This window comes from Aeromonas sp. 601027, from assembly GCF_049174455.1.
Classification (GTDB): Bacteria; Pseudomonadota; Gammaproteobacteria; order Enterobacterales; family Aeromonadaceae; genus Aeromonas; species Aeromonas veronii_A.
In genome coordinates this window covers 35,618-56,493 of record NZ_JAAKTN010000006.1, presented here as the reverse complement: position 1 = coordinate 56,493, position 20,876 = coordinate 35,618, and the positions used below count along the sequence as shown (strand labels likewise).

The following is a 20,876-nucleotide window of genomic DNA, read 5'->3' as shown; positions in this document are numbered from 1 at the left end:
CCCTATTTCATTAATTTGTGGCGGCAGCCCTGTTCACAACGCCTCCCTATCATGGCTCCCATCAAAAAAGTGATGTGAGAGAGCATGATGAAAAAACTGTGGCACTTCCTGCGCACCCCCAGCCGTCGCTGGTCGGTACTGGCGCTGCTTCTGGTGGGCGTCGGCGTCACCCTAGCGGGCACCGTCGGCCTGCACTATGGCTTTGAGAAAACCAGCAGCCTCGAATTCTGTATCTCCTGCCACTCCATGAAAGACACCGTCTATCCGGAGTACAAGGAGTCCATCCACTTCAAGAATGCCTCAGGGGTACAGGCGGTCTGTACCGACTGTCACCAGCCGAAGGATTTCGTCGGCAAGGTGGCCCGCAAGATGGAGGCGGCCAACGACCTCTATCAGGAGTACATAGGCCACAGCATCGACACTCAGGAGAAGTTCGAGGACCGGCGCCTGCATCTGGCCGAGAAGGTGTGGGCGCGGATGAGCAGCCAGAACTCCAAGACCTGCAAGTCCTGCCACAGCTACGACAACATGGATCACGCCAAGCAGTCCCCGGCGGCTGCGCTGGCGATGAAAGATGCGGCGGCGAAGAACATGAACTGCATCGAGTGCCACAAGGGCATCGCCCACGAACTGCCCAACATGGCGGGCGGCTTCCGGGCCACTTACGCCACCTTGGTCAACGACGCGCAAGAGGCGCCAGCCACCGAGACCCTCTACAACCTGGGTGAAAAAAATCTCTACGCAAGCGAACAGAGCACCGACCCGGTCGGCAAACTGCTGCCCGCCTCCCGCATCGACGTCGTAGACCGCAGCGGCGATCGCCTCAAGGTGACCATCGAAGGGTGGCGCGAGAGCGATGGCAAGGGCCGGGTGCTGAGCGAATACATGGGCAAGCGGGTCTTCGTCGCTACCATCCGTGACGAACTGAAAGCGAGCGAGAAAGTGCTCAAACAGGAGACCGACAGCGCCACCCATATCAAGTGGGAGCAGGTTCAGGTTCAGGCCTGGGTCGATGGCAAGGGCTTTGAGTCCTCGCTCAAACCGATCTGGGATTACGCTGGCGAGATGTACAAATCCACCTGCAACTCCTGCCACGGCGCGCCGGATCCCGCTCACTTCACTGCCAACGGCTGGATTTCGGGACTCAAGGCGATGTCTGCCTACTATCGCCTGAGCAAGGAAGAGGAGCGCACCCTGCTCAAATACCTGCAAAACCATGCCGCCGATACCGGTGGTCAGGGCAGCCACTAACTCCGGATTCGAGTTCCGGATCCGAGAGAGGAATAACAAGATGATCAATATTTCCCGTCGTGGTTTTCTGGGTGGCTTGCTGGCCAGCGGTGCCTCTGCCCTGATCGGCCCCTCCCTGCTCGGTCGCGCCGTGATGGCTGCCGAGTCTGGCGACAAGCTGGTGCAGTCCGGTTCCCACTGGGGCGCCTTCCGCGCCCGGGTGGTCGATGGCCGCTGGGTCGAGACCCTGCCGTTCGAGCATGACAAGCACCCCACCGACATGCTCAAAGCCTTGAGTGAGGTGGTCTACAACCCCTCCCGCATCCGCTACCCCATGGTGCGACTGGACTGGCTGCGCAAGGGCCACCAGTCCGACACCAGCGAACGCGGTCAGAACCGCTTCGTGCGGGTGACCTGGTCACAAGCGCTGGACTTCTTCTATCACGAGCTGGAGCGGGTGCAGAAGACCTATGGCCCGAGCGCCCTCTATGCCGGCCACTCCGGCTGGCAGTCGGTGGGCAAGCTGCACTCCGCTGGCGCCATGCTGGGGCGCGCCATGAACCTGCACGGCACCTATCTGGCCAAGGCCGGTGACTACTCCACCGGTGCCGCCCAGGTGATCCTGCCCCACGTGGCGGGCGCCATGGAGGTGTATGAGCAGCAGACCTCCTGGCCGCTGGTGCTGGAACACAGCAAGACCATCGTCATCTGGGGCTCCGATCCCATCAAGAACCTGCAGGTGGGCTGGCTGGTGCCGGATCACAGCGTCTACGACTACTGGGCACAGCTGAAAGAGAAGGTGGCCAAGGGCGAGATCCGGGTGATCAGTGTCGACCCGGTCAAATCCAAGACCCAGAAGTACCTCAATTGCGATCAGGTGACCCTGAATCCGCAAACCGACGTGCCGCTGATGCTGGGCATCGCCCACACCCTCTACAGCGAGAAGCGCCACGACGAGGCGTTCCTGAAGAACTACACCACCGGCTTTGACAAGTTCCTGCCCTACCTGCTGGGCACCAGCGATGGTCAGGTGAAGGATGCCGAGTGGGCCGCCGCCATCTGCGGCGTCCCTGCCGAGACCATCCGCGAGCTGGCCCGCGCCATGAGCAGCGGCCGTACCCAGCTTATCGGCGGCTGGTGCGTGCAACGCATGCACCACGGCGAGCAGTACGCCTGGATGCTGGTGGTTCTGGCCTCGATGATTGGCCAGATCGGCCTGCCAGGTGGCGGTTACGGCTTTGGCTGGCACTACAACGGGGCGGGCACCATCACCTCCAGCGGCCCCATCATGTCAGGTTTCAGCTCGGTCATCCCCGGCGTTAAACCACTCCATGACGGCGACTGGAAGGGCTACTCCAAATTCATTCCGGTGGCCCGTTTCGTCGACTGCATCCTCAATCCGGGCAAGCAGATCGCCTTCAACGGCCAGACCATCACCTACCCCCACATGAAGATGGCGGTGTTCTGCGGCAACAACCCCTTCCACCACCAACAGGATCGCAACAAGATGGTCGCGGCCTGGCGCAAGCTGGAAACCGTGGTCAGCATCGATCACCAGTGGACGGCCAGCTGCCGCTTCGCCGATATCGTGCTGCCCGCCACCACCACCTATGAGCGGGATGACATCGAGCAGTGGGGTTCTCACTCCAATGCGGGCATTCTGGCCATGTACAAGGTGGTGGAGCCGCTGTTCGAGGCGCGCGATGACTACGACATCTTCGCCGATCTATGCCGTCGCTTCGGTCGCGAGGCCGAATTTACCGGTGGCAAGAGCAAGCTGGAGTGGATCCAGAGCATCTATGACGACGCCCGCCTGCAGGGGCGCGGCATCGGCATCCGTCTGCCCCGTTTCAGCCAGTTCTGGCACGGCGAGGGCTTCGTCACCTTCCCGGCGGGCCAACCCTGGGTGCGCCACGAGTCGTTCCGTCAGGAGCCGGATCTGGAGCCGCTTGGCACCCCGTCTGGCCTTGTCGAGATCTACTCCAAGACCATCGCCGACTACGGCTATGGGGATTGCCCGGGCCATCCGGTCTGGATCGAGCCCTACGAGCGCTCCCACGGCGGGCCGGGCAGCAAACAGTACCCGCTGCACCTGCAATCCTGCCACCCGGACAAGCGGCTGCACAGCCAGCTCTGCTCCTCCGACAACTACCGCGCCACCTACACGGTACAGGGTCGCGAGCCTGTCTACATGAATCCGCAGGATGCCAAATCCCGCGGCCTCAAGGACGGCGATCTGGTGCGGGTGTTCAACGGTCGCGGTCAGGTATTGGCCGGTCTGGTGGTGAGCGATGACTACGCTCCCGGCGTGGTGCGCATTCAGGAAGGAGCCTGGTATGGCCCGCAAGAGGGCGGCAAGGTGGGGACTCTCTGTACCTACGGCGATCCCAACGTGCTGACCGCCGACATCGGCTCCTCCAGCCTGGCGCAGGCCACCACGGCCCACACAGCACTGGTGGAGATCGAGAAGTTCCGCGGGCAGGCACCCGCCATCACTGCCTTCGGCGCGCCGGAATCGGCCAAGGGCATCGACCCCATGTTCCCGGCACTCTGACCCCGGGGGGACGAAAGCGCCCCCTTGAGTTTCCTTTATTTTTAAAGTCGTTAGAATCGGGAGCCATCAAGGCTCCCGATTGCCATCCACGGAGGAAAAATGCAGGAATTTATGGCTACCAGCGAACGCCGGGCCGAACTCTACTGGTGGTTCTCCACCCTGTTCGCCGCCGAACTCAGTGATGAGCAGATCGCCGAATATGACACCTATGATGTGCGAAGCTTCCTGAAAAGCCTCTCCACCCTGGATCCGATGCGCGAAGCCGTGGCCGAGCTCAACGATGCCATCGCCCGCCTGCTGGTGCGCCCGGATCGCCAGCTGGAACTGGCCGCCGACTTCGCCGGCCTGTTTCTGGTGGATCCCAAACAGGGCGCCCTGCCCTACGAATCGCTCTACCGCGGCGAGGCCAAGCTGCTGATGCAGGCCCCGATGGCCGAGATGCAGGCCCGCCTCGATCGCCTCGGTATCAATGTCAGCGATAAATACAAAGAGCCTGCCGACCATCTGGCAATCGAGCTGGATCTGATGGGCAATCTCATCATCCGTGGGGCGGAAGCCAAGAGCGCGGCCGAGCGGGAACGCTGGCTCGACGAGCAGGAAGCGCTGCTGCACGGTCATCTGCTGGGCTGGTTTGACAAGTTCGAAAGCGCCTGTCGCGCCGCCGACCGGTTTGGCTTCTACGGCGCCAGTGCCCGTCTGCTGGGGGTCTTCCTCAAGATGGATGCCAACTACCTCTCTCTGGTCAAACCGGCACCGTCCGCCGACTGAGTCCGCGATGAAGACAGCCCTGCTTCTGATTGCATGCTGGCTGCTGGCCCTGATCCCGCTGGATCAGGGCATTACTCCCCTGATTGCGCTGCTGTTCAACCCGGATCGCGAGCTCTACGGCACCGCCCAGCTCACCGGATTTGCCGGCATCCTGCTCACCCTCTACCTTGCCAATCTCGGCGTCGAGGTGGTGTTGCGCCGCCGCTTCCAGATTGCCGGCATGCTGGCGCTGCTGGCCGCCTGGATCGACTTCATCAACAGCAGTGGCAGCGAGTCGCACTTCCTGCTGCTCTATCTGCTTGCCCTCCCGTTCCATCTGCTCGGCTGGCTGGTACTGGTGCGCGGTATTCAGGCATTTGGTCGAGAGAAAGGCTAAAAAACAGCCAATAATATTGCAAATCATGACAGCCAGGTCAGGCACTTCCCAGTCATTACAAGCACATCGGTACAGCTCCCCGTAATATTTGCTTACATTCAGCTCCCGTTCAGTTTTAAAAAAGCCTATATAGTGCCGCTCCTTTCGCCACACTACACAGGAGCAATCGTATGCCTCCACAGGATGCGCGCATCACAGGCCTCGATCTGTTGCGCGGGCTTGTCATCTTCATGGCCGTCTTCGAGCACTACACCGGTTACCTCAACTACTGGTACATCGATTTCTTCAATCGGGAACATGCCTTGTGGGACAGCTTCTATGTATCACACAAGGCAATGGCGGGACACCTGCTCCCCATGGATCAGCTGACAGCACACGCATCAGCCTGGTTAATCCCCTGGGTCAGCCAGATCTACCTGGCCTTGGCCGCATTCAACCTGAGCCGCCGCGATCAGGCCAGCTTCAAGCCGCAGCTGGGCAGCAAGCTGGCCCTGTTTGCCAGCATCATACTGATGCTCTATGTCGAAGGGTTGGTCATCGCCCCCAACTTCGGCGAGGCCATCTCGTTCTACCCGGTCATGCTCTGGATGTGCCTGCTGGCGCTCTTCTCCATGGTGTATGCCTGGTTCGGCATCCGCGGCATGCTCCTGCTGACCCTTCTAAGCCTGCTACTGGATCAACTCGGCGTACAGGATCTGCTCGGCCATATCGACAGCTGGATGAAGCTGCACGTTCACCCCGACTATGAGCTGGATGCCCGTCTCGACCTCTTCATGGCCAGTGGCTGTTTCGGCTTTCTCTATGGCTGGTGCTGGCATCAGCGCCCACAATGGCGAGATCGCCTCAACCGCCTGGTACTGACGCTGTCGCTGGTGGCGCTGGCCATCTATCTCATGTTCGGCGAGACAAGCACGGTCGAGCTCAACGACATCTACGCCAACGAACACGAACTGGCGCTGGACATGATCGGCCGAGCCGGGATCTGGGGTATGGAGTTTCTGGTGATCGGTACCGTGCTCTGGCTACACCAACACAATATCCGTCTCTGCTGGCGACCACTCAACTGGATCGGCATGTACTCGCTGACCGTCTTCATCTTCCACAAGAGCATCTTCGTGCACCTGTGGGGCCCCTTGCTACTGTGGTGGACCGCCCGTCAGGGCACCATACTGCCCAACAGTTTTGGCCTTATCATGTTGCTCTGCACCGCCAGCGTACTGCTGATTTATGCTTTCCAGCGCTCCGGCATCATCTGTCATCTGATGGGAATGCATCAGGATCGGGACTGGGCGCGGCTATATGGCAAATAAGTATTGGCTGTCGCTGCTAATACTGGTAACGCTACCATTGCAAGCAAAGGAGTTGTTACTCGGCAGCAGCTGGCAACTGGACAGTAACCAGGCCAGTAGTAACGCAACCCAGCACAGCCAACTCTGGTGGGGTTATGAACGGGAGACCCAGGTTGGGCTCCTTTTCACTAACGGAAGCAGTGCCGGGCTGGCACTACCTCTCTATGAAAAGAGTTTTATCGCCTTGGGAGTCGGATCCATGCCAGTGGTTGATAGTACCCGTTTCAGTGCTATGTGGCGCCTGGGATGGCAGCTGGATGATGACCATCAATTGACGTTGTCCCAGCTCGTCGACCTCACTGGCCGTTATGGCCAGCTCTGGTACATGGAGCACAGCCTGCCGCTGCCGGCCGGGCTCTCCCTCAACCTCTGGCTGACCCGGGGCAGTCAGGCACACATGGCCGCTTATGATGCTCATGAAGGTTGGCGAGACTGGGGGCTAACCCTGGAGCACAGTTGGGCTTGGCAAAAGTGGCAACTCGACGCAGAAGCGGGTGCCAAGCAGTGGCTCATCAAGGATCGCGATTGGCAACCCGTCGTGAACCTGACCCTGAGCTATCGCTTCAGCTGGTAACACTCACACCACAGGCAACTTCCACGTTTACCAGCGCCCACCTATCTTGGGTCCAGCCAAATGAAAACGCACAGACAGTCAAACCCATCGCATCATTAGGCTCTACAATGCAACTGCTTCCTGCAATCAGGGGGATATCCTGTTGCTGCGCACTCCAGGTTTCCTGACCAAATGGCAACATGCCAACCATGTTGCCAAATTCCATTACAACAGAGTCAATCATCGTCAGCCCTCTTTGCCAGCAAGCCGCACAGCTCAAGCACTAACGCTCTGATCGCGCATGATAAACATCCTCTGTTAGCGACATAACGCTCTCTCGGGATGTCAAAAGGACCACGGTAGCAAGGGCTTGCAACTCAGGCTGAACATCTGTGCCCACAAGCCCTTAACAGGGGAAAAAGGGATTATCTATTGGTACGCAACGTCAGGTCGACTGCGTTCATCAAAGGATGATGATGTCATTGGTGCCGCAGGGGAAAATCCCCTGGCGATAGATATGACTATCTGCCAAACGTCAGGGTGGGAACACCACCATCATCCCGCTCATTGAGCATGCGTGTGAGCGGTGAGTCGCCAGAGTAACGGGATCCAGGCTCACTGAGGGAAAATTTGGCCCCCGGTTTTTTTGCCTGCCATGCGTTGCCAAGCTGATCGGCAACCCGATCCCGCACGGTCTGTGACGGCTCCTGATGCGTAATCGCAAACTCTTTGGGGGGCTTGTCTGCCAGTACAGGCACATCAAACTGCCAGAGGGATGCACAGAGCAATAGAGAGAACATAACTACCTCCATCCATCAAAGTCCTCCTTTTTACTCACTCACCACCTGAGTGTCACCCATTACCCTGTAACCAAATGTTGCTGTCTATCCAAAAGTCTAATTGCCCCCATCAGCCAAAGGTATAAGTTGTTACTTAATTATTAAAAGTATGTATTCAAAGGAGTGAGTGATGAGCGAGAGCAAGGTCTATCCGGTCAAACCCCATATCAGCAACAGCGCCCTGCTCGACAAGGGCGACTACGCCGCCATGTACCAGGCCTCCGTCGAGGATCCCGATACCTTCTGGGGTGAACAGGGCAAAATCCTCGACTGGATACAGCCCTACACCAAGGTAAAAAACACCTCCTACGATCCGGGCCATGTCTCCATCAAATGGTTTGAGGATGGCCAGCTCAACGTCTCCGCCAACTGCCTCGATCGCCACTTGGCAGAGCGTGGCGACAAGGTCGCCATCATCTGGGAAGGGGACAACCCTGCCGAAGATCGCAAACTCACTTATCGCGAATTGCACGCCGAAGTGTGCAAGTTTGCCAACGTCTTGAAAGCACAAGGGGTTCACCGCGGCGACGTGGTCTGCCTCTATATGCCGATGGTGCCCGAAGCCGCCATCGCCATGCTGGCCTGTACCCGCATCGGCGCAGTACACAGCATCGTATTCGGCGGCTTCTCGCCAGAAGCGCTGGCTGGCCGCATCATCGACTCGGGCTCGCGCATCGTCATCACCGCCGACGAGGGACTGCGTGGCGGCCGTCCGGTGCCGCTCAAGAAGAATGTGGATGAAGCGCTCACCAACCCGGAAACCCAGGTCAACAAGGTGATCGTCCTCAAGCGCACCGGCGGCAATGTCGCCTGGCACAACCACCGCGACATCTGGTGGCATGAAGCGACCGCAGCCGTCAGCAGCGACTGCCCGCCCGAGGCGATGAACGCCGAAGATCCGCTCTTTATCCTCTATACCTCCGGCTCCACCGGCAAACCCAAAGGGGTGCTGCACACCACCGGCGGCTATCTGGTCTATGCCACCCTCACCTTCAAATATGTGTTCGACTACCACGAAGAGGATATCTACTGGTGTACCGCCGATGTGGGCTGGGTTACCGGTCACTCCTATCTGGTCTACGGGCCGCTTGCCAACGGTGCCACTACCATCATGTTCGAAGGGGTGCCCAACTACCCGGCCACCAACCGCATGAGTCAGGTGGTGGACAAGCACCAGGTCACCATTCTCTATACCGCCCCCACTGCCATCCGCGCCCTGATGGCCAAAGGCAACGAAGCTGTCACCGGCACATCACGCCAGAGCCTGCGCATCATGGGCTCGGTGGGTGAACCCATCAACCCGGAAGCCTGGGAGTGGTATTACCGCACCATTGGCGATGAGCGCTGCCCCATCGTCGATACTTGGTGGCAGACCGAGACCGGCGGCATCCTGATTACGCCGCTGCCCGGCGTCACCGACCTGAAACCGGGCTCGGCGACTCGTCCCTTCTTCGGGGTGCAACCTGCGCTGGTCGACAACATGGGCGAACCGCTGGAGGGGGCCACCGAGGGCAATCTGGTGATCACCGACTCCTGGCCGGGTCAGATGCGCACCGTATTCGGCGATCACGAGCGGTTCGAGCAGACCTACTTCTCCACCTTCCCCGGCCGCTACTTCACTGGCGACGGTGCCCGTCGCGATGCCGATGGCTACTACTGGATCACCGGACGGGTGGATGATGTACTGAACGTCTCCGGCCACCGCATGGGTACCGCCGAAATCGAATCGGCGCTGGTGGCCCATCCCAAGATCGCCGAAGCCGCGGTGGTGGGGGTTCCTCACGAGATCAAGGGTCAGGGCATCTATGCCTATGTCACCCTGATCGCCGGGGAAGAGCCGAGCCGTGAGCTGCACAAAGAGGTGAAGGAGTGGGTGCGCAAGGAGATCGGTGCCATCGCCACGCCAGATGTCATTCACTGGGCGGAGGGGCTGCCGAAGACCCGTTCCGGCAAGATCATGCGGCGAATTCTGCGCAAGATCGCCACCGGCGAGACCGACAGCCTGGGGGATATCTCCACCTTGGCGGATCCGGGCGTAGTAGACAAACTCATCCGCGAGAAGTCGGAAGCAGCCTGATCCCGCTTCGTTTGTTGCTCGACAAAGCCGGCCCTGTGCCGGCTTTGCTGTTTCTACAGCGGTACAAACGGCCTGAGCGGCTGAAACTGGGTGCACAGGGAGGCGGCGCTCAATAAATAGCCAGATGTAGAGATTAGACCAGTAAAATGCTGCTAATTTTCACGAAATCAATATAATTGCGAAATCTGTGTGCCAGGGCACACCGATTTGCGCAGAAAATGGCTAGATTTCAGGTAGTCCACAAGATAGCTGACAGATAGCAGCATGATCATCGAGGATGCACTCAATATGTCGCAACATCGCCGAATTCTCCTGCTCAACGGTCCAAACCTGAATCTGCTGGGCAAACGGGAACCGGGTATCTACGGCAGCAAGACGCTCGATGAGATCGTCGCCGATCTGAAGCTCAACGCCAGCGAACTCGGTGTCACTCTGGAACATCTGCAATCCAACGCCGAACATGAGTTGGTCAGCCGCATCCATCAGGCCATGGGTCAGGTGGATTTCATCATCATCAATCCGGCCGCCTTCACCCACACCAGCGTCGCCATCCGCGATGCGCTGCTGGGTGTCGCCATACCCTTTATCGAGGTTCACCTGTCAAACGTTCATGCCAGGGAGCCGTTTCGTCATCACTCCTATCTGTCTGATGTCGCCAAAGGGGTCATTTGTGGTCTGGGGGCCGATGGCTATCAATTCGCTTTAACCGCGGCCGTGCGCCATCTGCACGCGGCTTGATAATCACTGATCAGATAAAGAAGAAAGAGAATGCTAATGGATATCCGCAAAATCAAGAAGCTGATTGAACTGGTTGAAGAGTCCGGCATCGCCGAACTGGAGATCTCCGAAGGTGAAGAGTCCGTTCGCATCAGCCGCAACTTCGCAGGCCAGGTCACTGCCGCACCGCAGATGATCATGCAGCAAGCAGCCGCTCCGGTTGCCGCTCCAGCCGCCGCCCCGGTTTCCGCTGCGCCGGCCGCAGATGCCGCACCGAGCGGTCACCTGATGCGCTCTCCCATGGTTGGCTCCTTCTACCGCTCCTCCAGCCCGGAAGCCAAGCCGTTCGTGGAAGTGGGTCAGCAAGTCAATGTCGGCGATACCCTGTGCATCGTCGAAGCCATGAAAATGATGAACCAAATCGAGTCTGACAAGGCCGGTGTGATCAAAGCGATCCTGGTTGAAAATGGTCAGGCCGTCGAATTTGACGAGCCGCTGTTCATCATCGAATAAGGGAAATCGCCACCCATGTTGGACAAAGTAGTCATCGCCAACCGCGGTGAAATTGCCCTGCGGATCCTGCGCGCCTGCAAAGAGCTCGGGATCAAGACAGTGGCCGTTCACTCCACCGCCGACCGGGAGCTCAAACATGTGCTGCTGGCCGACGAATCCATCTGTATCGGCAAACCAGCCAGTACCGACTCCTACCTCAACGTTCCGGCTATCATCGCCGCCGCCGAGGTGACCGGTGCCGTGGCCATCCACCCGGGTTACGGCTTCCTCTCCGAGAACGCCGATTTTGCCGAAGTGGTCGAAAAATCCGGCTTCATCTTCATCGGCCCGCGCGCCGAGACCATCCGCCTGATGGGTGACAAAGTCTCCGCCATCGAAGCGATGAAGAAGGCAGGCGTACCGTGTGTACCGGGCTCTGACGGTCCGGTGGACAACGACACCAAGCGCAATGCCGCTATTGCCAAGCGCATCGGCTATCCGGTGATCATCAAGGCTGCCGGTGGCGGCGGTGGTCGTGGCATGCGCGTGGTACGCAGCGAGGCCGAGCTAGCCTCCGCCATTGCCCTAACCAAATCCGAAGCAGGCCAGTTCTTCAAGAACGACATGGTCTACATGGAGAAGTACCTGGAAAACCCGCGCCACATCGAAATTCAGGTGTTGGCAGACGGCCAGGGCAACGCCCTCTATCTGGGCGAGCGCGACTGCTCCATGCAGCGTCGCCACCAGAAGGTGGTGGAAGAGGCGCCGGCACCCGGCATCACCGCCGAAATGCGCAAGTTCATCGGCGAGCGCTGTGTGCGCGCCTGTATCGAGATCGGCTACCGCGGTGCGGGTACTTTCGAGTTCCTGTACGAGAACGGCGAGTTCTATTTCATCGAAATGAACACCCGTATCCAGGTTGAGCATCCGGTCACCGAGATGGTCACCGGTATCGATCTGATCAAGGAGCAGCTGCGCATCGCCGCCGGTCAGCCCCTGTCGATCACCCAGCAGGATATCCGCATCCGTGGCCATGCCATCGAGTGCCGGATTAACGCCGAAGATCCGGCCACCTTCATGCCCTCTCCGGGTCTGGTTCAGCGCTTCCACGCGCCGGGTGGTCTGGGCGTGCGTTGGGACTCCCACATTTATGCCGGTTACAAGGTACCGCCCCACTACGATTCAATGATCGGCAAGCTGATCTGCTACGGCGAGAATCGTGACATTGCCATCGCCCGCATGCGCCATGCGCTGGACGAGCTGGTGGTGGAAGGGATCAAGACCAACGTACCGTTGCAAAAAGAGATCATGAAAGACGAAAACTTCCAGCACGGTGGCACCAATATCCACTACCTGCACAAGAAGTTAGGTCTGTAAGGATCGCTGATAGAGACCCGATGACATTGCACGGTGGCAGTACCAACGCCCACTATCTGCACAAGAAGTTGGGTCTGTAGGATCACTGATAGAGACCGGACTTCCGGTGGAAGTCTGCTTCGCAAGGAGCCTCTGCTGAAAAAGGGCCATGGCGACATGGCCCTTTTTTGTTATTCTTGCGCCCCTCAAATTTGTCGGAGGCCAAGGTGAACCGTTTTGCTCTCGCCCGCCGGGAAGCAGCTTTCTGCCTGCTGCTGACCCTGTTCTACTTCTTTGCCTGGTATGGCACCGCCTATTTTATCCCGCCCCAGCTGGAGTTGTGGGGGCTGCCACTGTGGTTCCTGCTCAGCTGCATGGTGATGCCGCTGCTGTTCATTCTGCTCTGCGCCCTGATGGTGAACCGGCTGTTTGTGGAGATCCCCCTCGATACCCACTCCCCTTCCGGCAAGGAGTCATCCCATGAATCTTGAGTTGATGCTGCCGCTCGTCATCTATCTGGTGCTGGTGCTGGGGGTGGGTTTCTGGGCCAGCCGCCATCGCGCGCAAGGCAACTTCGTGCAGGAGTACTTCATCGGCAACCGCAGCATGGGCGGGCTGGTGCTGGCGATGACGCTAGTGGCCACCTACACCTCGGCCTCCTCCTTTATCGGTGGGCCGGGTGCCGCCTACAAGATCGGCCTTGGCTGGGTGTTGCTGGCGATGATCCAGCTGCCCACCGTCTGGCTCACTCTGGGGGTGCTTGGCAAGAAGTTCGCCATCATCGCCCGCCGGGTCAATGCGGTGACCATCAACGACATGCTGTGGGCCCGCTACCAGAGCAAGGCGGTGGTGATCCTCGGCTCCGTTACTATCATCCTCGCCTTTATCGCGACCATGGTGGTGCAGTTTATCGGCGGCGCCCGCCTGCTGGAGACCGCCACCGGCCTCTCCTACCAGCAGGGATTGATGCTGTTTGCCAGCTGCGTACTGCTCTACACCATCATCGGCGGCTTCCGCGCCGTGGTAATGACCGATGCTCTGCAGGGGATCATCATGCTGATCGGCACCGGTGCCCTGCTGGCGGGCATTCTGGTCGCCGGTGACGGCTTGCCAAACCTCATCCACCAGCTCAGGGAGATCGATCCCAAGCTGGTGAGCCCGCAGGGGGCCGGCGACATGCTGACCCAGCCCTTTATGCTGAGTTTCTGGATCCTGGTCTGTGTCGGAGTGGTAGGGCTGCCCCACTCGGCGCTGCGCTGCTTTGGCTATCGCGACAGCAAGGCGCTCCATCGCGGCATTCTGATCGGCACCGTGGTCAGCGCCCTGCTGATGTTCGGCATGCATCTGGCGGGCGCTCTGGGTCGCGCCATCCTGCCGGGCATGGACAGCCCGGACAAGATCATGCCCTCCCTGATGATGGAAGTGCTGCCCCCCTGGCTGGCCGGGGTCTTTCTGGCGGCGCCGATGGCGGCCATCATGTCCACCATCGACTCCCAGCTGATCCAGGCTTCCGCCACTCTGGTGAAGGATCTCTATCTCAACTATCTGAGTCCAAAGCAGGAGAAGCTGGAAGTGCGCATCCCCCGCCTCTCCCTGCTCTGTACCCTGATCCTCGGCACTCTGGTGCTGCTGGCGGCGTTGCAACCGCCCGAGATGATCATCTGGCTCAACCTGCTCGCCTTTGGCGGATTGCAAGCGGTGTTCCTCTGGCCACTGGTGCTCGGCCTCTACTGGTCGCGGGCCAACGGCCCGGGCGCACTGGCCAGCATGGTCAGCGGCATCGTCAGTTATGGGGTACTGAGTCAGTGGGGGATCAAGCTGGCTGGCCTGCACGCCATAGTGCCAAGCCTCACGCTGGCGCTGGTGGTCTTTATCACGGTCAGCCTGCTGACGGCACCGCCCTCGCGGGAAGTGCGCGACCTTTTCGGGCAGAAATAATAAAAATATAAATTATGGGTTCCAAAACTATCCCCAAATAGGTGTTTTCCGGTTAAACTGTGCGCCAAGTCACAGAACGTAGCCGCTGTATGCCCGTTAAAGCCACTCGACAAGTCGTTACTCAAGCCCTGCAGCGGCTCGGTTATGCCCTGCTGCTGCCCGTCTCCATCCTGCCGATGGCGGCGCTGATCTACCGGCTTGGGCAACCCGACGTGCTCGATTTGGCGGTGCTCTCCCTCACCGGTCAGGCGATCTTCAGCCAGATGCCGCTCATCTATGCGGTGGCGATCGCCTTTGGCCTGAGTCGGCAGGAGCTGGGCGGACAGACGTTGGCGGGGGCGGTCAACTTCCTGCTGCTCAGCACCGCCTTCAATACGCTGGCCCCCAACCTGCACGCCGACATGATCTGCGGTCTGCTGGCGGGGCTCACCACTGCCATCATCTATCCATGGGTTCACCAGCAAACGCTGCCCCGCTGGCTGCAGATCGCCAGGGGGGAGTTTCCCAGCCTGCTGGTGTCGGCCTTGGCCTGCCTGCTGATCGCCATCCCCCTCTCGCTGCTGTGGCCACCGCTGGAGCGCGGGCTGACCCTGCTCACCTCGGAGCTGCTTACCACGCCGTTTGGCGCCTTCTGCTACGGCACCCTCAACCGCTTGTTAATCCCGCTCGGGCTGCATCAGGTATTGGGCAGCGTCATCGGCCTTGGCGAGAGCAACCTGCAGGCGCTGGCCACCGCCCAGCCCCTTCATGAAGGATATGTAGCCGGTCTTTACCCCATCATAATGTTCGGCCTGCCGGGCGCCTGTTTTGCCATCTGGCTGCACCGCCAGCGGATGCAGCGGCTGCCACAGGGCGGGCTGCTGCTCACCCTTGCGCTCACCTCGGCACTGGTGGGTATCACAGAGCCTATCGAATTTCTGTTCGCCTTTACCGCCCCCTGGCTGTTTCTCGCCCACGCCCTGCTGACCGGACTGTCGCTGGCGGTCTGTAGCGGGCTGGGGATCAAGGTGGGCAGTTACTTCTCCGCCGGTCTGCTGGATCTGGTGCTGAGCTATCAGGCAGGGGAGCACAGCTTCTGGCTCATCCCGGTCGGTATCCTGTTCTTCGTCGCCTACACCCTGCTGTTCTATCAGCTGCTGGAGCGTGCCCCCCTCAGCATGCCGAGCAAGCCCATCGCGGTGGAGCATCCGCGCCTTGCCAGCGTTGCCCCCTCAGACCCGCAGATGCTGGCGATCCAGTACCTCAAGGTGCTGGGCGGGATGGACAATCTGGTGGCGATGAGTGTCTGTATCACCCGCCTCAGCCTGCGGGTGCGCGATATTTCACTGGTGGATGAATCCCGCCTGCTGGGTCTGGGCTGCCTCTCCTGGATCCAGCTCAACGACCACCAGCTGGTGCTGGTGCTGGGCCCCAGCGCCAGCCTGATTGAAGGGCAGATCCGCATGCTGGCGGAGCGCCAGTCGGTCCCCCTCGGCCTCAAACCCAATCAGGAGTCGGCCAGCCAGAGCAGCTGGTAACTCAGGCGAACGGCAACCGCTCGGCCACGAAATCCATCAGGGTGCGCAGAGCGGGGGCCAGATGCTCCCGACTCGGATAGATTAGGTAGAACGGGTTGGCCGGAATGGGCTGATCCGGCAACACCTTCTGCAGCCGCCCCGCCGCCAAATCCCCTTCACAGACATGGTGGGGCAACAGGGCAATCCCCCCGTCATGAAGCGCCATCTCCCGCAGCGCCAGCAAGCTGTTGCTGACACAGGCCCCCTGCGGCCGCCAGCCCCCCTCCTGCAATGGCCACACCGGCATGGCCGAGTGCACCAGACAGGCATAACGGCCCAGCTCGCTCAACTGCTGCGGCATGCCGTGGGCCGCCAGATAGGCGGGCGCAGCCACCAGATGACGCGCCACCTGACCGATACGCCGACAGATGAGGCTGGAGTCTTTCAGCGGCGCCGCCCGCAGCGCCAAATCATAACCTTCCCCCACCAGATCGAGCTGTTCATCGCTCAGGGTCAGTTCCAGCACCACCTCGGGATAGAGGGCGCGAAACTCGGCGAGGATCCGGCCAAGCAATAGAGTACCGGTCGCCTCGGGGGCAGTGATCCGCACCCGCCCCGCCGGGGCCGAGCGCAGCCGTGCCATCGCCAGATTGGCACTGCGGGCCAGTGCCAGCAGCCCCTGACAGTGCTCCACATAGAGCTCCCCCTGCGGGGTCAGGCTCAACCTGCGGGTGGTGCGCTGCAACAGCCGCACCCCGAGCTGGGATTCGAGCCGCGAGATCTTCTGGCTCACCGATGACTTGGGCATACCGAGCAGCTCGGCGGCCCGGGTAAAGCTTCCCTGCTCCACCACGGTGGCAAACAGCCCCATCAACTCCAGATCGACATTGTTCATATATTCAAACAGTCTTTACCGATTACCCATCTTAATCTTGATAATCAACCAGACTAGAGTGAGTGGCAATCCCGAACACAGCGATTTGAAAGGAAAAACCATGAAAGCCATTGCCCTGACTCACTATCTGCCAAGCGACCACCCCGACTGCTTTATCGCCGCCAACCTGCCCGATCCGGTTCCGGGCCCGCGGGACCTGCTGGTGCGGGTTAGCGCTACCTCCGTCAATCCGGTGGATACCAAGGTGCGCTCCCCCAAAGCCAAAATTGAAAGCTCGCCCCGGGTGCTGGGCTGGGATGCGGTGGGGGAAGTGATCGCCACCGGCAGCGAAATTACCCTGTTCAAGGCGGGCGACCGGGTCTGGTATGCCGGCGACATCAGCCGTCCGGGCAGCAACAGCGCCCTGCAACTGGTGGATGAGCGCATCGCCGCCATCGCCCCCACCAGCTTGAGCGATGTGGAGGCCGCCGCCCTGCCGCTCACCGCCATCACCGCTTGGGAGACCCTGTTCGAGCGCTTCGCTCTTACCCGCGAAAGCCGTGGCAAACTGCTGATCATCGGCGGCGCCGGTGGCGTGGGCTCCATCGCCATCCAGCTGGCCCGCCAGCTCACCGGCATGGAGGTGATTGCGACCGCCTCCCGCCCCGAGAGCCGCGAGTGGTGCCTCGAGATGGGCGCCCATCAGGTCGTAAACCACCACAAGTTGCAGGAGGAGCTGACCGCCCTTGGCATCACTCAGGTCGATGCCATCTTCTGCACCAACGCCACCGCCGAACACTGGGCCACCATGGCAGGGCTGATCCGCCCGTTTGGCCATATCTGTACCATCGCCGAATCGAGCGAGCCGTGGGATCTCTCCCTGCTCAAGAGCAAGAGTGTCACCTTCAGCCAGGAGTTCATGTTCACCCGCTCCCTGTTCCAGACGCCGGACATGATCGAACAGCACCGCCTGCTCGGCCGGGTAGCGGCACTGGTCGATGAAGGAGTACTGCAGACCACTCTGACCAGAACCATCCCGTCGCTGACCCCGGTCACGCTGGCTCAGGCCCATGCCGAGGTGGAGGCGGGACGCATGGTAGGCAAGCTGGTGATCGACATGAGCGGCTTTGCCAACTAAGCCCTCAAACGCACCATGATGGGATAAGTTCACCAAGGAGATGCCCCAAACGGGCACAACCAGCGGCACTCATGACTGCCTGTGGCAGGCCAACGTCCGACAATCAGCCAAAAAAGAGGCCATTTCGCGAGAAATGGCCTGAATACCTGAACATTGGGGTAACAATCACACACATATCCTTATGCAGGACAATCTAGTCTTTGCATCTGGCGTGCCAACAGCAGCATGAATGCGCCAAAACGGCGTCAGCCCGTCCTTGAGCAAGGTGCCGACCTTGCTCTTTTTTTATCTGGCAGACTGTTTACCAGGCAAACAAGTGCAGATAAAAAAATGCCACCCGAGGGTGGCAGTGAAAGATGACGGAACTTGAGCAAAGCGTTCAGCGAAAACCGGTCGTCTTCGCCTGCATAGAGCAATACAGGAACCGTGCCAATCCGGCAAAAGCCCCCGAATCCCTCCACGTCATGGGCAAACCACGACAGCACTGCCCCATGATGGTAGAATCTCGCGGTTTCACATTTATGAAGAGTCAACGCCATGCCCTGGATACAAATTCGAATCAACGCCACTGCCAAGACCGCAGACAAGGTGAGCAACATGCTGCTGGGGCGTGGAGCCCAGGCGGTGACCTTTATGGATGCCAAGGATGTGCCCGTCTACGAACCCATGCCCGGTGAAACCCCGCTCTGGGGCGAGACCGAAGTGATGGGTCTGTTTGATGCCGAAACCGATCCGGCCCCCACCATCGCCTTCTTCCAGCAGATCTTCGGCGAAAACGTCGGCTACAAGGTCGAGCAGCTGGAAGACAAGGACTGGGTGCGCGAGTGGATGGATCACTTCCACCCGATGCAGTTTGGCGAGCGCCTCTGGATCTGCCCGAGCTGGCGCGATGTGCCGAACCCCGATGCGGTCAACGTCATGCTGGATCCGGGTCTGGCCTTCGGTACCGGTACCCACCCCACCACAGCTCTCTGCCTGCAGTGGCTGGATGGGCTGGATCTGACCGGTAAAACCGTGGTCGACTTTGGCTGTGGCTCCGGCATTCTCGGCATCGCCGCCCTGAAACTGGGTGCTGCCCGCGTCATCGGCATCGACATCGACCCGCAAGCCATTCAGGCCAGCCGCGATAACGCCGCGCGCAACGGCGTCGCCGACCAGATTGAGCTCTACCTGCCGGCCGACCAGCCGCAAGATGTCGAAGCGGACGTGGTGGTCGCCAATATCCTGGCAGGCCCGCTGCGCGAACTGGCTCCGCTGATCGCCGGCCACGGCAAGCCGGGCAGCCTGATGGCCCTCTCCGGCGTGCTGGAGAGCCAGGCCCCGGAACTGGAAACTATCTACGGCCAGTGGTTCGAGATGGACCCGACCGCAGTCAAGGAGGAGTGGTGCCGCCTCTCCGGCCGCAAGCACGGCTAAACATAGCTCCCACTCTCAAGGCGGCAAGTCAGCATCTTTATTAAACAAGAGCACCCACGGGTGCTCTTGTTGTTTCTCCCCCCTTTCCTACTCTGGGGGACGGTTCACGCTTCTCTGGCCAATAAGGGATTAACATCGTTCTTCCACATCATTGAGGCCCTGCCATGAGCGAATACCAGAAGATGATTAGCAGCCAACCGTACAACTGCATGACACCCGAGCTGGCCCAGTTGCGCCGGGAGGCGGCACGGCGCTATCGCCGTTTCAATCTGGCGGAAGAGGAGACAGAGCAGCGGGCACTACTGGCGGAGCTGATTGGCGAACTGGCAGAGAATGCCTTCATCTGCCCGCCCCTCTACTGCACCTATGGCCGCCACATCCACCTGGGCAAGGACTCCTACATCAATATGGGAGCGACCCTGCTGGACAATGCCCCCATTCGCATCGGCGCCCATGTGATGATTGGGCCAAACGTGCAGATCTATACCGCGGCCCATGCACTGGAGGCCGACGAACGAATTCAGGGAACAGAGACGGCGCTGCCGGTCACCATTGAAGACAAGGTCTGGATTGGGGGCGGTGCCATCTTGCTGCCCGGCGTAACCATAGGGCGGGAGGCGATCGTCGGCGCGGGCGCCGTAGTCACCAGAGATGTACCGGCCGGTGCTCGGGTAGTCGGCAACCCGGCCCGGATCCTGCCAGCCAAAAACAGGTCATAAGGCTGCCAACCGGGCTGCATCTTGATGCCGCCATCAGTTCACAACAGCCCCTACACCCCATAAAAATAAAGCCCAATGTCACGAAGACGTTGGGCTGTTAAAAGGTGCTACGGAATTGCGACTCTCATCGCAGAAAAATTAGAAGGAGTGCCCTTCTAAACTGGCAGGGAGATATTAGCGAATGCGCAAACGTTTTACATAGTGAAATACAACAGGATTGCGAGGTACATCGCACTATTTAAATAATTACCTGCTATGGCGCGCGAAGCCTCTTTGACCCATTTATTTTCCCCAATTTCTCTGGTTACTATTCACGGTTAAACAGAAAAGCCCCGATTTCTCGAGGCTTTGCTTCTCTCAACCGCAACGTGGCCGAAAAGTCAGAAACGGCGGACAAACTCATCGAGCGGCAGCTCGCGCAGTTTGCGTGCTTCCAGCATGGGGGTGCCGAGATAGAGGAAACCCACCAGCTGATCCTCTGCCGCCAGTCCCAGTCCCTTGTTGATCTGCTCATCAAAGATAAACCAGCCGGAGCGCCAGATGCCGTTGAAACCCTGCGCCTGTGCCGCCATCTGCATCGCCATCAAGGCACAACCGGCAGAGAGCTCCTGCTCCAGTTTCGGCACCTTGGGGTGATCCTGATAACGGGTTGCCACGGCGACGACCAAGGGCGCCCGCAGTGGCGCTTCGCTGCACTTCTTGATGCTCTCTTCATCTTCGCCACGGGCACGGGCCGCCTCGGCTAGCAGCTTGCCCAGCCGCTCACGCCCCTCCCCTTCAAACAGAATGAACTGCCAGGGGGTCAGGGTGCCGTGATCCGGCGCGCGCAGGCCCGCCTTGAGGATATTGTCGAGCACCTCACCGCTCGGGGCGGGATCGGCGAGACGGCCACAGGAGTGGCGATTGAGCAACAGGGTGAGGGCATCCATGGGCAATTCCTTCTCTGGGGCAATGATGGCGCTACCTTAGCACAGCACCGAATGA

Annotated in this window: 20 protein-coding genes; 16 read left to right on the top strand and 4 right to left on the bottom strand. The window is 59.9% G+C overall.

Features of this window, described 5'->3' with window-relative positions; genetic code table 11:
* The first annotated feature begins 84 nt into the window (after positions 1 to 84).
* The 6 genes from torC to G5193_RS09460 all read left to right on the top strand — a co-directional run bounded on the left by torC (position 85) and on the right by G5193_RS09460 (position 6,851).
* Positions 85 to 1,251: a pentaheme c-type cytochrome TorC gene (gene torC / locus G5193_RS09485; protein WP_421205873.1), complete on the top strand. Its 1,167-nt coding sequence runs from the start codon at positions 85 to 87 to the stop codon at positions 1,249 to 1,251.
* A gap of 40 nt (positions 1,252 to 1,291) precedes the next feature.
* The gene (gene torA / locus G5193_RS09480) at positions 1,292 to 3,784 is read left to right on the top strand and encodes a trimethylamine-N-oxide reductase TorA (protein WP_421205872.1); all 2,493 of its coding nucleotides are present in this window, start codon (positions 1,292 to 1,294) and stop codon (positions 3,782 to 3,784) included.
* A gap of 99 nt (positions 3,785 to 3,883) precedes the next feature.
* Positions 3,884 to 4,552: a molecular chaperone TorD gene (gene torD, locus G5193_RS09475; RefSeq protein WP_201905699.1), complete on the top strand. Its 669-nt coding sequence runs from the start codon at positions 3,884 to 3,886 to the stop codon at positions 4,550 to 4,552.
* A gap of 7 nt (positions 4,553 to 4,559) precedes the next feature.
* Positions 4,560 to 4,928: a hypothetical protein gene (locus G5193_RS09470; RefSeq protein WP_216951965.1), complete on the top strand. Its 369-nt coding sequence runs from the start codon at positions 4,560 to 4,562 to the stop codon at positions 4,926 to 4,928.
* A 170-nt stretch (positions 4,929 to 5,098) separates the two neighbouring features.
* A complete protein-coding gene (locus tag G5193_RS09465; protein WP_216951966.1) occupies positions 5,099 to 6,238 on the top strand; it encodes a hypothetical protein in 1,140 nt (379 codons plus the stop codon).
* Entirely contained in the window at positions 6,228 to 6,851 is a 624-nt protein-coding gene (locus G5193_RS09460) for a MipA/OmpV family protein (protein ID WP_216951967.1), read from the top strand. Before G5193_RS09465 ends, G5193_RS09460 begins: the two co-directional genes overlap by 11 nt.
* Here G5193_RS09460 and G5193_RS09455 read toward each other — a convergent pair.
* The gene (locus G5193_RS09455; RefSeq protein WP_216951968.1) at positions 6,841 to 7,074 is read right to left on the bottom strand and encodes a hypothetical protein; all 234 of its coding nucleotides are present in this window, start codon (positions 7,072 to 7,074) and stop codon (positions 6,841 to 6,843) included. The two genes, G5193_RS09460 and G5193_RS09455, sit on opposite strands and share 11 nt — an antisense overlap.
* Positions 7,075 to 7,351: 277 nt before the next feature.
* Positions 7,352 to 7,630 carry a hypothetical protein gene (locus G5193_RS09450; RefSeq protein ID WP_216951969.1) on the bottom strand — a complete coding sequence of 93 codons (279 nt, stop codon included), beginning with the start codon at positions 7,628 to 7,630 and terminating at the stop codon, positions 7,352 to 7,354.
* 169 nt (positions 7,631 to 7,799) lie between these two features.
* Between G5193_RS09450 and acs the strand changes: the two genes are divergently transcribed.
* From acs to G5193_RS09415, 7 genes are all read left to right on the top strand, one after another.
* Positions 7,800 to 9,746 carry an acetate--CoA ligase gene (gene acs / locus G5193_RS09445; protein WP_421205871.1) on the top strand — a complete coding sequence of 649 codons (1,947 nt, stop codon included), beginning with the start codon at positions 7,800 to 7,802 and terminating at the stop codon, positions 9,744 to 9,746.
* Between the two features lie 288 nt (positions 9,747 to 10,034).
* A complete protein-coding gene (gene aroQ / locus G5193_RS09440) occupies positions 10,035 to 10,484 on the top strand; it encodes a type II 3-dehydroquinate dehydratase (RefSeq protein ID WP_139743401.1) in 450 nt (149 codons plus the stop codon).
* Positions 10,485 to 10,520: 36 nt separating this feature from the next.
* Positions 10,521 to 10,976 carry an acetyl-CoA carboxylase biotin carboxyl carrier protein gene (accB, locus tag G5193_RS09435; protein WP_216979391.1) on the top strand — a complete coding sequence of 152 codons (456 nt, stop codon included), beginning with the start codon at positions 10,521 to 10,523 and terminating at the stop codon, positions 10,974 to 10,976.
* Between the two features lie 15 nt (positions 10,977 to 10,991).
* Positions 10,992 to 12,332: an acetyl-CoA carboxylase biotin carboxylase subunit gene (accC, locus tag G5193_RS09430; RefSeq protein ID WP_216951972.1), complete on the top strand. Its 1,341-nt coding sequence runs from the start codon at positions 10,992 to 10,994 to the stop codon at positions 12,330 to 12,332.
* 206 nt (positions 12,333 to 12,538) lie between these two features.
* Positions 12,539 to 12,802, top strand: coding sequence for a YhdT family protein (locus tag G5193_RS09425; RefSeq protein ID WP_047438157.1), 264 nt, complete (start codon positions 12,539 to 12,541; stop codon positions 12,800 to 12,802).
* A complete protein-coding gene (gene panF, locus G5193_RS09420; RefSeq protein WP_257696664.1) occupies positions 12,792 to 14,249 on the top strand; it encodes a sodium/pantothenate symporter in 1,458 nt (485 codons plus the stop codon). Before G5193_RS09425 ends, panF begins: the two co-directional genes overlap by 11 nt.
* 89 nt (positions 14,250 to 14,338) lie before the next feature.
* Positions 14,339 to 15,766 carry a PTS transporter subunit EIIC gene (locus G5193_RS09415; RefSeq protein ID WP_042080616.1) on the top strand — a complete coding sequence of 476 codons (1,428 nt, stop codon included), beginning with the start codon at positions 14,339 to 14,341 and terminating at the stop codon, positions 15,764 to 15,766.
* A 1-nt stretch (position 15,767) separates the two neighbouring features.
* Here G5193_RS09415 and G5193_RS09410 read toward each other — a convergent pair whose 3' ends face one another.
* Positions 15,768 to 16,640: a LysR family transcriptional regulator gene (locus tag G5193_RS09410; RefSeq protein ID WP_005358412.1), complete on the bottom strand. Its 873-nt coding sequence runs from the start codon at positions 16,638 to 16,640 to the stop codon at positions 15,768 to 15,770.
* A gap of 100 nt (positions 16,641 to 16,740) precedes the next feature.
* On the opposite strand from G5193_RS09410, the gene G5193_RS09405 reads away from it, so the two are divergent.
* The 3 genes from G5193_RS09405 (at position 16,741) to G5193_RS09395 (ending at position 19,892) form a co-directional block, all read left to right on the top strand.
* Complete coding sequence (locus G5193_RS09405; protein WP_421205870.1) at positions 16,741 to 17,757, top strand: zinc-binding alcohol dehydrogenase family protein; 1,017 nt, start codon at positions 16,741 to 16,743, stop codon at positions 17,755 to 17,757.
* 537 nt (positions 17,758 to 18,294) lie between these two features.
* Positions 18,295 to 19,173 (top strand): 50S ribosomal protein L11 methyltransferase, encoded by an 879-nt coding sequence (gene prmA, locus G5193_RS09400; protein WP_005358410.1) that lies wholly within the window; start codon positions 18,295 to 18,297, stop codon positions 19,171 to 19,173.
* A gap of 164 nt (positions 19,174 to 19,337) precedes the next feature.
* The gene (locus G5193_RS09395) at positions 19,338 to 19,892 is read left to right on the top strand and encodes a sugar O-acetyltransferase (protein WP_421205869.1); all 555 of its coding nucleotides are present in this window, start codon (positions 19,338 to 19,340) and stop codon (positions 19,890 to 19,892) included.
* A gap of 380 nt (positions 19,893 to 20,272) precedes the next feature.
* Here the strand turns inward: G5193_RS09395 and G5193_RS09390 are convergent, their stop codons facing one another.
* The gene (locus G5193_RS09390) at positions 20,273 to 20,821 is read right to left on the bottom strand and encodes an NAD(P)H nitroreductase (protein ID WP_005338924.1); all 549 of its coding nucleotides are present in this window, start codon (positions 20,819 to 20,821) and stop codon (positions 20,273 to 20,275) included.
* Between the last annotated feature and the right edge of the window lie 55 nt (positions 20,822 to 20,876).